The sequence below is a fragment of the Rhodococcus sp. Eu-32 genome (assembly GCF_003336925.1).
GTDB lineage: Bacteria > Actinomycetota > Actinomycetes > Mycobacteriales > Mycobacteriaceae > Rhodococcoides > Rhodococcoides kyotonensis_B.
The window spans coordinates 34,203-47,200 of the sequence record NZ_QGNK01000032.1 but is presented as its reverse complement, the minus strand read 5'-3'; the positions used below and the strand labels follow the sequence as shown (position 1 = coordinate 47,200).

Annotated in this window: 10 protein-coding genes; 3 read left to right on the top strand and 7 right to left on the bottom strand. The window is 66.5% G+C overall.

Features of this window, described 5'->3' with window-relative positions; all coding sequences use genetic code 11:
* Positions 1-261: 261 nt before the first annotated feature.
* The 5 genes from DK926_RS25085 to DK926_RS25065 form a co-directional block, all read right to left on the bottom strand.
* Positions 262-1,272: a 3-isopropylmalate dehydrogenase gene (locus DK926_RS25085; RefSeq protein WP_114332653.1), complete on the bottom strand. Its 1,011-nt coding sequence runs from the start codon at positions 1,270-1,272 to the stop codon at positions 262-264.
* Between the two features lie 41 nt (positions 1,273-1,313).
* Entirely contained in the window at positions 1,314-2,909 is a 1,596-nt protein-coding gene (gene serA / locus DK926_RS25080; RefSeq protein WP_114332652.1) for a phosphoglycerate dehydrogenase, read from the bottom strand.
* Between the two features lie 148 nt (positions 2,910-3,057).
* Entirely contained in the window at positions 3,058-4,059 is a 1,002-nt protein-coding gene (gene ilvC, locus DK926_RS25075) for a ketol-acid reductoisomerase (protein ID WP_174551464.1), read from the bottom strand.
* A gap of 57 nt (positions 4,060-4,116) precedes the next feature.
* A complete protein-coding gene (gene ilvN / locus DK926_RS25070) occupies positions 4,117-4,620 on the bottom strand; it encodes an acetolactate synthase small subunit (RefSeq protein WP_068428441.1) in 504 nt (167 codons plus the stop codon).
* The gene (locus DK926_RS25065; protein WP_068428439.1) at positions 4,617-6,584 is read right to left on the bottom strand and encodes an acetolactate synthase large subunit; all 1,968 of its coding nucleotides are present in this window, start codon (positions 6,582-6,584) and stop codon (positions 4,617-4,619) included. Before DK926_RS25065 ends, ilvN begins: the two co-directional genes overlap by 4 nt.
* Before the next feature lie 254 nt (positions 6,585-6,838).
* Here DK926_RS25065 and DK926_RS25060 point away from each other — a divergent pair, with 254 nt between their 5' ends.
* Entirely contained in the window at positions 6,839-7,351 is a 513-nt protein-coding gene (locus DK926_RS25060) for a PH domain-containing protein (RefSeq protein WP_243637017.1), read from the top strand.
* Between the two features lie 69 nt (positions 7,352-7,420).
* On the top strand, positions 7,421-9,262 hold the full coding sequence (gene ilvD, locus DK926_RS25055; protein ID WP_114332651.1) for a dihydroxy-acid dehydratase: 1,842 nt from the start codon (positions 7,421-7,423) through the stop codon (positions 9,260-9,262).
* A 52-nt stretch (positions 9,263-9,314) separates the two neighbouring features.
* On the opposite strand, the gene DK926_RS25050 is transcribed toward ilvD, so the two are convergent.
* Entirely contained in the window at positions 9,315-10,220 is a 906-nt protein-coding gene (locus DK926_RS25050) for a DoxX family protein (RefSeq protein ID WP_114332650.1), read from the bottom strand.
* 114 nt (positions 10,221-10,334) lie between these two features.
* On the opposite strand from DK926_RS25050, the gene DK926_RS25045 reads away from it, so the two are divergent.
* Positions 10,335-11,474 (top strand): PQQ-dependent sugar dehydrogenase, encoded by a 1,140-nt coding sequence (locus DK926_RS25045; protein ID WP_114332649.1) that lies wholly within the window; start codon positions 10,335-10,337, stop codon positions 11,472-11,474.
* A 2-nt stretch (positions 11,475-11,476) separates the two neighbouring features.
* Here the strand turns inward: DK926_RS25045 and gatB are convergent, their stop codons facing one another.
* A complete protein-coding gene (gene gatB, locus DK926_RS25040) occupies positions 11,477-12,982 on the bottom strand; it encodes an Asp-tRNA(Asn)/Glu-tRNA(Gln) amidotransferase subunit GatB (RefSeq protein ID WP_114332648.1) in 1,506 nt (501 codons plus the stop codon).
* Between the last annotated feature and the right edge of the window lie 16 nt (positions 12,983-12,998).

Below are 12,998 nucleotides of genomic sequence, written 5' to 3'. Positions count from 1 at the left end.
ATTCACCCGAGGAACTGCGCCGCGTCACCCTGGAATTGAACGAGCGCCCCAGGGCGACGCTAGGCTACAGACCACCGTTGGAAAAGTTCGCAGAGCTCATTGGTGCAGCGACAGCTTGAAACCGCCCACAGCGACCGAGGGTGACATTCGGTCGATGAACCCCGGCCCGGGCCCGAACACACCGAAGGCCCCCTTCGGTCACTCTGAGTGACCGAAGGAGGCCTTCGCTCGAACCAAGAGTGCACCACACCCCCAGCCCGACTACAACTTCGACGCGATCCTGTCACCGATTTCCGACGTCGAGGCCGGAGCAGTTCCGCGCGACGCGAGGTCCGCGGCCACCGCAGCTTCGACGCGCTCGGAGTTCGCGGTGTCCCCGAGGTGTGCGAGGAGCAGCGACACCGACAGGATTGCGGCCGTGGGATCCGCCTTGCCCTGGCCCGCGATGTCGGGTGCGCTGCCGTGAACGGGCTCGAACATCGACGGATTCGCACCCGTCGCGTCGATGTTTCCGCTGGCCGCGAGACCGATTCCGCCGCTGACGGCTGCGGACAGGTCGGTCACGATGTCGCCGAACAGGTTGTCGGTGACGATGACGTCGAAACGACCGGGGTCGGTGACGAGGTGGATCATGGCGGCGTCGATGTGCTGGTAGGCGACCTCGACCTCCGGGAACTCCTTGGCAACCTCGTCGACCGTGCGTGCCCAGAGGCTACCGGCGAAGGACAGCACGTTCGTCTTGTGCAGCAACGTCAGGTGCTTGCGACGACCCATGGCCCGCGCGAAACCGTCACGCACCACGCGCTCGACACCGAAGCGAGTGTTGACGCTGACCTCCGTCGCGACCTCGTTCGGCGTACCGACGCGCAGCGCACCGCCGTTGCCGGTGTACGGGCCTTCGGTTCCTTCACGGACGACGACGATGTCGATGTTCTTGTTGCCGTCGAGCGGTCCGACGACACCCGGGTACAGCTTGGCCGGACGCAGGTTGATGTGGTGGTCCAGTGCGAACCGAGCGCGCAGCAGCAGTCCGCGCTCGAGCACACCACTGGGCACGGACGGATCGCCGATGGCGCCCAACAGGATTGCGTCGTGCGCCCGGATCTCGTCCAGAACGGAATCCGGGAGAAGCTCGCCGGTCGCGTTGTAGCGGCGAGCACCGAGGTCGTACTCGGTCTTGTCGACGCCGGGGACGACGACGTCCAGCACCTTCAGGGCCTGGTCGACGACCTCGGGGCCGATTCCATCTCCAGCGATGACGGCGAGCTTCATTGACTCCTCGTTCTGTTCGAGCGAATGGATGTGAGAGACGATCAGGACAGGTCGACGAGCTCGATGGTCGACGCACCGACCGCCGAGGCGATGTTCGCGCTGACCTCGGCGGACACGTCCTTGTCGACGCGAAGCAGGATCGTCGCGCCGTCGCCCTCGGAGTCCTGGCTGAGCGCCGCGGCCTGGATGTCGACGCCCGCGTCGCCGAGCAGTGTGCCGATGCGGCCGAGGCTGCCGGGCTGGTCGGTGTAGTTGATGATGAGGTTCTTGCCCTCGGCACGCAGGTCGAAGTTGCGTCCGTTGATGTTGACGATCTTCTCGACCTGCTGGGTTCCGGTGAGCGTGCCCGCGACGTTGAGGACGGTGCCGTCGCCGTAGACGGCGCGGATGTCGACGACGCTGCGGTGGTTCTCGCTCTCGGGTGCCGTGGTGACCTCGGCGGTGACACCGCGCTCCTCGGCGAGCGAGGGTGCGTTGACGAACGTGACCGAATCCTCGATGACGGCGGAGAACAGACCGCGCAGCGCCGACAGCTTGAGGATTTCGACGTCCTCGGCTGCGAGCTCACCGCGGACGTCGACCGACAGCGACGACGGCAGTTCGTCGGACAGCGCACCGAGCAGGACACCCTGCTTGCGAACGATGTCGAGCCACGGCGACACTTCCTCGCCGACCGCGCCGCCCTTGACGTTCACCGCATCGGGAACGAATTCGCCTGCGAGAGCGAGCAATACGGACTTCGCGACGTCGGTGCCCGCGCGATCCTGCGCTTCGGTGGTCGACGCACCGAGGTGCGGCGTGACGACGACCTGGGGCAGTTCGAACAGCGGGCTGTCGGTGCAGGGCTCGCTGGCGTAGACGTCGATGCCTGCAGCGAAGACGTGGCCGCTGGTGATGGCGTCGGCGAGAGCCTGCTCGTCGACGAGCCCACCGCGAGCCGCGTTGACGACGATGACGCCGGGCTTGGTCTTGGCGAGGGCTTCCTTGCCGATGATGCCCTTGGTCTCGGGGGTCTTGGGCAGGTGCACCGAGAACATGTCGGCGCGCGTGAGCAGTTCGTCGAGGCTGACGAGCTCGATGCCGAGCTGTGCGGCGCGTGCTGCGGAGACGTAGGGGTCGTACGCGATGACGTGGGTCTCGAACGCGGCGAGGCGCTGCGCGAACAGCTGGCCGATGCGGCCGAGTCCGACGACGCCGACGGTCTTGCCGAAGATCTCGACGCCGTTGAACTTGCTGCGCTTCCACTCGTGCTCACGCAGCGTCTTGTCGGCGGCGGGGATCTGACGCGCAGCGGACAGCAGCAGCGTCACGGCGTGCTCGGCAGCGGTGTGGATGTTCGACGTCGGTGCGTTGACGACGAGGACACCGCGCTCGGTGGCTGCCGGTACGTCGACGTTGTCGAGGCCGACGCCTGCGCGGGCGACGATCTTCAGCTTGGTGCCTGCGGCGAGTACCTCGGCGTCGACTGTCGTCGCGGAGCGAACGAGGATCGCGTCGGCCTCGGGGACGGCGGCGAGCAGGGCGGGGCGGTCCGGGCCGTCGACCCAACGGACCTCGACGCCGTCGCCGAGGGCCTCGACTGTGGACTGCGCAAGTTTGTCGGCGATCAGAACGACAGGACGGCCTGGCTGGCTCACGTGAAGAACTCCCCTATGTCGGTTTCGAGCTGGTGAAAGAGTGCGAGTGCGGGACAAGTTTAATGGCCTGGGCGAACAGCACGGGGTTCACCCTCACCGAACGAGCGAAGGGCACCCTCGCGGATGCCCTTCACTCGTGTACGACGGATCAGGCCGTCTCGGTGATCGGACGGTCGACCCAGCTCATCAGGTCGCGCAACTTCTTGCCGGTGACCTCGATGGGGTGCTCGGCGTTGGCCTTGCGCAGGCCTTCGAGCTCGGTGTTGCCGTTCTCGACGTTGGCGACGAGGCGACGGGTGAACTCACCGGACTGGATGTCGGCCAGGATCGCCTTCATGCGCTCCTTGGTGCCCGAGTCGATGACGCGCGGGCCGGAAAGGTAGCCGCCGAACTCCGCGGTGTCGGACACCGAGTAGTTCATGCGGGCGATGCCACCCTCGTACATGAGGTCGACGATGAGCTTGAGCTCGTGCAGAACCTCGAAGTACGCCATCTCGGGTGCGTAGCCGGCCTCGACCATGACCTCGAAGCCCGTCTTGACGAGTTCTTCCGTGCCACCGCAGAGGACAGCCTGCTCGCCGAAGAGGTCCGTCTCGGTCTCTTCCTTGAACGTGGTCTTGATGACGCCTGCGCGCGTGCCACCGATGCCCTTGGCCCACGACAGCGCGAGCGCCTGGCCCTCGCCCTTCGGGTCCTGATCGATGGCGATGAGCGCGGGAACGCCCTTGCCGTCGACGAACTGGCGACGCACGAGGTGGCCGGGGCCCTTGGGGGCCACCATGCCGACCGTGACGCCGGCAGGAGCCTTGATCAGGTCGAAGTGGATGTTGAGTCCGTGACCGAAGAACAGCGCGTCGCCGTCCTTCAGGTTCGGCTCGATCTCTTCCTTGAAGATCGATGCCTGAGCGGTGTCGGGTGCGAGCACCATGATGACGTCGGCCCATGCGGAAACCTCTGCCGGCGTACCGACGGTCAGTCCCTGCTCCTCGGCCTTGGCGCGAGACTTCGAGCCTTCCTTCAGGCCGATGCGGACGTCGACGCCCGAGTCGCGCAGGCTCAGCGAATGCGCGTGGCCCTGGCTTCCGTAGCCGATGACCGCGACCTTGCGGCCCTGGATGATCGACAGATCAGCATCGTCGTCGTAGAACATCTCGACTGCCACTGGTTATTACCTTTCCTCTTGGGTTTTACGCTGTACTGCTCGCGGCTAGCGCGAGGCAGTGATCGATTTCGGTCCACGTCCGACGGCAACGACTCCCGACTGAACTATTTCTCGAATTCCATAGGGGTCCAACATCTTCAGCAACGCATCGAGCTTCGAGCGGGTGCCCGTCGCCTCGACCGTGACGGACTCGGGCGACACGTCGATCACCTTGGCGCGGAACAGGTTCACCGTTTCGATGACCTCGCTCCGCACGCTTGCGTCGGCACGCACCTTGATCAGGACCAACTCTCGCGCCACCGACGTGTCGTCGTCCTGCTCGACGATCTTGATGACGTTGATGAGCTTGTTCAGCTGCTTCGTCACCTGTTCGAGCGGGAATTCGTCGACGGTCACGACGATGGTCATGCGCGAGATCTCGGGAATCTCGGTGCCGCCGACGGCGAGCGAGGAGATGTTGAATCCGCGACGCGAGAACAGCGCGGCGACGCGGGCCAGCACACCTGGCTTGTCCTCGACGAGGACGCTGAGGGTATGACTCGTGCTCACTTCGCGGTGCCCTTCTCGTCGTTCGCGGACAGCGCCTCACCGTGCGCCTGCTCGCGGTTCATGGCTTCGTGGATGACGGCCGGCTCGGCGACCGAGGCCTCGTCCTCGTCGAACAGCGGGCGGATGCCGCGTGCTGCCATGATCTCGTCGTTACCCGTGCCTGCGGCCACCATCGGCCAGACCTGCGCGTCGGCACCGACGATGAAGTCGATGACGACCGGCCGGTCCGTGATCGCCCGGGCCTGCGCGATGACGTCGTCGACGTCTTCCTCGCGCTCGCACCGGATTCCGACGCAACCGAGAGCCTCGGCCAGCTTGACGAAGTCCGGAATGCGCTGCGTGCCATGGGTTCCGAGGTTCGTGTTGGAGTAACGCTCCTCGTAGAACAGCGTCTGCCACTGCCGAACCATGCCGAGGTTGCCGTTGTTGATCAACGCGACCTTGATCGGGATGCCCTCGACCGCGCACGTGGCGAGTTCCTGATTGGTCATCTGGAAGCAGCCGTCGCCGTCGATCGCCCACACCTCGGTGTCCGGCACGCCCATCTTGGCGCCCATGGCTGCGGGAACCGCGTACCCCATGGTGCCCAGACCACCCGAGTTGAGCCACGTACGCGGCTTCTCGTAGTCGATGAACTGCGCCGCCCACATCTGATGCTGGCCGACGCCCGCGCAGTACACCGCGTCGGGACCTGCGGCCTTGCCGACCGCGGAGATGACGAATTCCGGCGACATGCTCCCGTCCTGGGGACGGTCGTAGCTCAGCGGGTACGTCTTGCGGATGCCGTCGAGGTAGGTCCACCACTCCGCGAGGTCCAGCGTCGTGCCGGTGGCACGGTCCGCGCGGATGGCCTCGATCAGCTCGACGACGACCTCCTTGCAGTCACCGACGATCGGCACGTCCGCGTATCGGTTCTTGCCGATCTCGGCCGGGTCGATGTCGGCGTGAATGACCTTGGCGTTCGGCGCGAACGACGACAGCTTGCCGGTGACACGGTCGTCGAAACGAGCGCCGAGCGTGATGAGCAGGTCGCTCTTCTGCAGTGCCGCAACGGCTGCAACGGTTCCGTGCATGCCCGGCATGCCGAGGTTCAGCTGGTGCGTGTCGGGGAACGCGCCACGCGCCATCAGGGTGGTGACGACCGGAATGCCGGTCAGCTCCGCGAGTTCCAGCAACTCGGCCGACGCATTGGCCTTGATGACACCGCCGCCGACATACAGCACGGGCTGCTTCGCGTCGGCGATGAAGCGCGCCGCTTCGCGAACCTGCTTGCCGTGCGGCTTGGTCACCGGACGGTAGCCGGGCAGTCGCATCTCCGGCGGCCACGAGAACGTCGTCTGCGCCTGCAGGATGTCCTTCGGGATGTCGACGAGGACAGCGCCCGGACGACCGGACGCGGCGATGTAGAACGCCTCGGCGATGATCCGCGGGATGTCGACCCCGTCGGTGATCAGGAAGTTGTGCTTGGTCACCGGCATGGTGATGCCGGAGATGTCGGCCTCCTGGAACCCGTCGGTGCCGATGAGGCTGCGGGCGACCTGACCGGTGATCGCGACGACCGGGACCGAGTCCATCTGCGCGTCGGCGAGCGGGGTCACGAGGTTGGTCGCGCCGGGTCCGGACGTCGCCATGCAGACACCGACGCGGCCGGTTGCCTGGGCGTAACCCGTTGCGGCGTGTCCTGCACCCTGCTCGTGCCGGACGAGGACGTGGCGGACCTTCTTCGAGTCGAAGAGCGGGTCGTAGACGGGAAGGACGGCGCCGCCGGGAATACCGAATACCGTGTCGACGTCGAGTTCCTCGAGCGCTCGGACGACGGACTGCGCGCCGGTCACCTTTTCGGGTGCGACCTGACGGCGAGATCCTTCGACGATGCCTACCGTCGGCGTCTCTTGCGTCGACGAGCTGCTGACTGCCCCCGACTTACGTGTCGTGGGCCCTGGGCGTGCGGTTGGTGCGCTCACTGCGGCTTCCTCAGGGTTTTGGTACTGGACGATCTCTGGGCAAGAAAAAACCCCCGCCAGCCGAGGCTGTACGAGGGTGGCGCGTCGATGCGAGTTGGAATGAACCGGCTCAGGCGACGACGCGCCGGCCGATTACGAGTATCTGATTCCGCTTCACGCGCTCGACGGTAGGCGCGCGCATAGGGAACAGTCAAACTCGTCACGACGCAATCCCATTATGTGAGATCGCGCAGTTGCAATGCGAAGATGAATGGGTGTCGTCTCCGCAGCAGTCCGAACCACCGGACACATCATCCCACACGCCCGATCCCTCCCCACAGGTCATCCGGCTTCCCCGCCTCGCGCTGATCGGCGTGGCCCTGCTCCTGTTCGGAGTTTTCTTCCCCGCAGCGAGTTGGCCTGCCGCTCTCGGCTGGCTCTTCGTGGTCCCCATCGTAGTGGCCGTGTGGGTGATTCGGGTCAGGACCGTGGTGTCGATCGACGGTCTTTCGGTGCGTCGATTCCTCGGCTCCGAGTTCATAGGGTGGGACGACGTCCGCGGCATCCACTTTCCCGACCGTCGGTGGGCACGCGTCGTCCTGAAGGACAAGAGCGAGAAGTCACTTCCTCTCGTTCGTTTCGACCGTCTGCCTCAGTTGGCGGCCGCGAGCGGTGGACGCATCACCGATCCGTACGCGGCAGCAGCGGCCGATGCCGCCGCGGCCGATGCCGAGCGGGCGGAGCAGGATTCGGAAACCGACGACGGACCGGACAAGGGCACCTCGTGATACGGGAGTAGCCTTGCCGGAGCGATATCCGCTGAAAAGTATTCGCTCCACAGATTGAGGAATCGAAGCATGCCGCCGCTACGGTCACGGGTTACCACTGTCGGACGCAACGCCGCGGGCGCACGCTCGCTCTGGCGCGCCACCGGAATGACGGACTCGGATTTCGGTAGGCCGATCGTCGCGATCGCCAACTCGTACACCCAATTCGTGCCCGGCCACGTGCATTTGAAGAACGTAGGCGAAATCGTCGCCGACGCCGTCCGCGCTGCCGGTGGCGTTCCACGTGAGTTCCACACAATCGCTGTCGACGACGGGATCGCAATGGGCCACGGCGGCATGCTCTATTCCCTGCCGAGCCGCGAAATCATCGCGGACTCGGTCGAATACATGGCCAACGCGCACACCGCCGACGCGCTCGTCTGTATCTCCAACTGCGACAAGATCACTCCCGGCATGCTCAATGCCGCGATGCGTCTGAACATCCCGACGGTCTTCGTCTCGGGCGGTCCGATGGAAGCGGGCAAGGCCGTCGTCGTCGGTGGCGTCGCGCAGGCACCGACCGACCTCATCACCGCGATCTCGGCGAGCGCCAACGAGTCCGTGTCCGAGGAAGGACTCGACGAGGTCGAGCGCAGCGCCTGCCCCACGTGTGGTTCGTGCTCGGGCATGTTCACCGCCAACTCGATGAATTGCCTCACCGAGGCCCTCGGTCTTGCTCTGCCGGGCAACGGATCCACACTCGCGACGCACAGTGCGCGTCGCGCACTCTTCGAGAAGGCGGGCACCGTCGTCGTCGAAGCCGCGCTCAAGTACTACCGCGAGGACGACCACTCCGTGCTGCCGCGCAGCATCGCCACCCCCGCCGCGTTCCGCAACGCGATGGCACTCGACGTCGCGATGGGCGGCTCGACCAACACCGTGCTGCACACGCTCGCCGCAGCCCAGGAGGGCGAGGTCGACTTCGATCTGGAGACCATCGACGCCATCAGCCGCAAGGTCCCCTGCCTGTCCAAGGTGTCGCCGAACTCCGATTACCACATGGAAGACGTGCACCGCGCAGGCGGAATCCCGGCGCTGCTGGGCGAACTGCGTCGCGCAGGCCTGCTCGAGACCGACGTCTCGACGGTGCACACGAAGAGCTTCGACGAGTGGCTCGACACTTGGGACATCCGCTCCGGCAAGGCTTCCGACGAGGCCCTCGAGCTGTTCCATGCTGCTCCCGGTGGAGTGCGCACCACCGAACCGTTCTCGACGGACAACCGGTGGTCGTCGCTCGACACCGACGCCGCGGGCGGGTGCATTCGCGACAAGGAGCACGCGTACACCGTCGAGGGTGGTCTTGTCGTGCTGCGCGGCAACATCGCGGTCGACGGCGCCATCCTGAAGACGGCGGGCATCGACGAGGAACTGTTCTCGTTCCAGGGCCCGGCGCTCGTCGTGGAGTCGCAGGAAGAAGCCGTGTCGGCGATCCTGCAGAAGAAGATCAAGCCGGGCGACGTGCTCGTCGTGCGCTACGAGGGCCCCAAGGGCGGCCCAGGCATGCAGGAGATGCTGCACCCGACGGCGTTCCTCAAGGGTGCCGGTCTCGGGAAGGAGTGCGCGCTGATCACCGACGGCCGCTTCTCCGGTGGCACGTCCGGCCTGTCCATCGGCCACATCTCCCCGGAGGCCGCGTCGGGCGGCGTCATCGGTCTGGTGGAGAACGGCGACCAGGTGCGCATCGACGTCGGCTCGCGCACGCTCGAGATCCTCGTCGACGACGATGTTCTCGCGACGCGACGGGCCAAGATGGAGGCGTCGGAGCGCCCGTGGCAGCCCGTGGATCGCCAGCGCACGGTGACCACGGCCCTGCGCGCGTACGCAGCTCTCGCGACGTCGGCCGACAAGGGCGCAGTGCGGTACGTGCCCTAGGCCCCCGTGAGTGGGAATGCGTACTCCAGTACGCATTCCCACTCACATGCGGCTACGCCGCTATCGGGTTCGCACCGTTCAGGAAGATCCAGATGCAGACGCCGCCGGCGATGCCGAGCAGCAGCGCAAGGAACGAACCGAAGCGCGGACGCGTCGCCCATCCTCTGCGGCCGTCGAGCGCGATCTTGCCCGGGCCGGTCAGAATGATCGCGGCGGCTGCAACGCCCAGGAGGCTCTCGTATTCGACGCCGTTCGGCGCGAAGAACTGCAGACCCGGGTCGGCGGCCTGTTTGAAGCACCACGCGTTGATCATGACGCCGAGAACCGCGGCACCCGCGAACGGCGTCGCCAGTCCGAGTATCAGCAGCGCACCGCCCGCGGTCTCGCCGACCGCGCCCGCGATCGCGAGGATGTTGGCCTGCTCGTAGCCGGTGTCCTCGAGCAGTCCGCGGAAGCCGTCGAGACCCGGGCCGTTCCACAAGCCGACCAGCTTCTGAAGGCCGTGCACGAGGAAGATGCCACCCACTGCCAGACGCAGCAACAGCAATCCGAGATCCAGCGTGCCGCGCTTGGCCGGGATCTGCACCGTCTCGGTACGCACGACGGGTTCCGGCGCGGAAGCGGCTGGGGACACGGACGGTGCCGGTGAGACCGGCGCACTCGTCTGGGAGCGGTCGAACACCTCCGTCGGCTTGTCGGAGTACGACGATCCGGTGTCCGACGGCGTCGGCTCCTCGTATTTCGACGGGCGGAACGCGGGTAGCTGCTCGGTCGGGTACGACGCCGTGCTGCTCCCGAAGTCCAAGTCGTCGTCGGTACGTGGCAACTTGTTCGAGTCACCCGAGGCCGGGCGCGTCTTCGGCGGCTGCTGAATCTGTTCGGTGGGCTGGTCGTACGGGCTCGACGCAGGCTCGTAGCCGGAGTCGGGCTTGTCGGAGTCACGGGGCTTGTCGGTCACGTCTCCAACACTAGAGCGGTGAGGCGCTGATGCACCTACATTGAGTCGGGCGCGGCGCTCACGGATCCGGACCGCCTGGCGAAGTGCGCCGAGGTTTCCGTAACGTTTGCGTACATGAAGTTGGTGCGTGCGTCGTCACGAAGAGCTACCGCCTCCGCAGTCCTGGCCGTCACCGCGATCATGGCGGCGGGATGTGCACGCTTCGACGACTCCGCATCCACCCCGTTCAGCCCCGAGCCGTCCTTCGGCGCCGCCGAGATCGAACCCGTCGACCCCGACGCGCCTCCGACGTCCACCTCGGCCGCTCCCGGCCCGCCTCCCGGTCCGTGTGTCGACCCGGACCCGAACGTGATCGCGACGTGTCTCGACACCACCGGTGGTCTCGTCATGCTCCCCGGTGGTGCGTCGGCGTTGATCGGCGAGCGGCGTACCGGGCGGATAGTGCAGGTCGCCCAGGGGCAGCAGCCGACGGAAGTAGCGCGCGTCGACGTCGACGCGTCCGGCGACGGCGGTCTGCTGGATCTGGCGTTGTCCCCGAGCTACGCCGAGGACGGACTCATCTACGCCTACATCACGACGGGCTCGGACAACCGTGTCGTCCGTATCGCAGCCGGAGACACCCCGAAGCCGGTACTGACAGGCATCCCGCGCGGCCAGGTGAGCAACCGAGGTGCGATCGAATTCTCCAGCCCCAGTCAGATGCTGGTACTGACGGGCGATGCCGGAAACCCTGCTGCCGCAACGGATCCGGCGTCACTTTCCGGCAAGTTGCTTCGCGTCGACTCGTTGACGCCGTCCGCGAACCCGCCTGCCCCGGCCGTCGCACTGAGCGGTATCGGGACCGCAGGCGACGTCTGCACCGATCAGACCGGAAGCATCTGGGTCACCGACCGGACGGCCGTCGAGGATCGGCTGCAGCGCATCGACCAACTCGGCACGGTCGTCTCACCGGTGTGGACCTGGCCGGACCGTCCCGGTGTCGCCGGCTGCGCGGCCGGCCCCGGCACGGTGGCCATCGCGCTGACGACGGGCAAGGCCGTCGCCGTGCTCGCAACCGACGAGAACACCGGAGCCGTGACCGCCGCGCCGTCCCTCGTCGCGCAGGACCGTTACGGCCAGCTCAACGGCGCCGCGATCTCGGGCGACGGCACGATCTGGGCCGGGACCGTCAACAAGAACGGTGACGCGCCCGGCCCCAACGACGATCGCGTCGTCAAGATTCCGGTCCCCGCAGGCGGAGGCGGATTCGACTAGAGCTAGCTGCAGGCGGCGAGCACAAGTTCCTTGACTCGTGCTGCGTCGGCCTGGCCACGTGTCGCCTTCATGACGGCACCGACGATGGCACCCGCCGCCTGAACCTTGCCGCTGCGGATCTTGTCTGCGACACCGGGATTCGCGGCGAGAGCCTCGTCGACGGCTGCCTGCAACTTGGTGTCGTCCTTCTCGACGACGAGACCACGAGCAGCCATGACGTCGGCAGGTTCGCCCTCCCCGGCGAGGACACCGTCGACGATCTGACGAGCACCGTTGTTGTTGACCTTGCCGTCGGCGACCAGCGCGACGACAGCTGCGACCTGAGCCGGCGTGATGGCCAGCTCGGTGAGCTCGACGCCCTTGACGTTCGCCTGCTGAGCCAGATAGGACACCCACCAAGACCGCGCGGCCTGCGCGGGTGCACCCGCGTCGACGGTCGCCGCGACGAGGTCGAGAGCTCCGGAGTTCACGAGGTCACGCATCTCCTCGTCGGAGACGCCCCAGTCGGCCTGGATGCGGGCGCGGCGCAGCCACGGAAGCTCGGGCAGCGTGCCGCGGAGCTCTTCGATCCAGGCTGCGTCCGGTGCGACGGGCGCGAGGTCGGGCTCGGGAAAGTAGCGGTAGTCCTCGGCCGTCTCCTTCTTGCGTCCGGGGGACGTGGTGCCGTCGGACTCCTGGAAGTGACGGGTTTCCTGCACGACCTCGCCGCCGGACTGCAGCACGGCTGCCTGCCTGCGCATCTCGTAGCGAACGGCGACCTCGACGCTCTTGAGCGAGTTGACGTTCTTCGTCTCGGTGCGTGTACCGAACTCGGTGGCCGTCTTCTCCATGAGCGACACGTTGGCGTCGCAACGCAGCGAGCCCTGGTCCATGCGGACGTCGGACACATCGAGGGCCTTCAGCAGGTCACGCAGGGCGGTGACGTAGGCGCGTGCCACCTCGGGAGCGCGCTCCCCGGTACCGGTGATCGGCTTGGTGACGATCTCGACGAGCGGAACGCCCGCGCGGTTGTAGTCGAGCAGCGAGTGGCTCGCTCCCTCGATGCGTCCGGTCGCGCCGCCGACGTGCGTCGACTTGCCGGTGTCTTCCTCCATGTGCGCCCGCTCGATCTCGACGCGAAAGGTGCTGCCGTCGTCGAGGACGACGTCGAGGTAGCCCTCGGTGGCGATCGGCTCGTCGTACTGCGAAATCTGGTAGTTCTTCGGCTGATCCGGGTAGAAGTAGTTCTTCCGAGCGAAACGGCCCCACGGGGTGATGGAGCAGTTCAGTGCAAGGCCGATGCGGATGGCCGATTCCACGGCGGCGGAGTTGACCACCGGGAGGGCGCCGGGGAGGCCCAGGCACACCGGGCAGACCTGCGTGTTGGGCTCGGCACCGAACGCAGTCGGGCAGCCGCAGAACATCTTGGTCGCTGTGCCCAGCTCGACGTGGACCTCCATACCCAGAACGGGGTCGAATCGGGTCAGCACGTCGTCGTAGTCGATGAGATCGACCGTGGCAGCAGTCATGCACGTCAGTTTATGC

Bases quoted from the DNA above. Each gene is read 5' to 3' on its own strand.
- DK926_RS25085 (WP_114332653.1), bottom strand. From the start codon at position 1,272: ATGAAGCTCGCCGTCATCGCTGGAGATGGAATCGGCCCCGAGGTCGTC.
- ilvC (WP_174551464.1), bottom strand. From the start codon at position 4,059: ATGTTCTACGACGACGATGCTGATCTGTCGATCATCCAGGGCCGCAAG.
- ilvD (WP_114332651.1), top strand. From the start codon at position 7,421: ATGCCGCCGCTACGGTCACGGGTTACCACTGTCGGACGCAACGCCGCG.
- DK926_RS25045 (WP_114332649.1), top strand. From the start codon at position 10,335: ATGAAGTTGGTGCGTGCGTCGTCACGAAGAGCTACCGCCTCCGCAGTC.
- gatB (WP_114332648.1), bottom strand. From the start codon at position 12,982: ATGACTGCTGCCACGGTCGATCTCATCGACTACGACGACGTGCTGACC.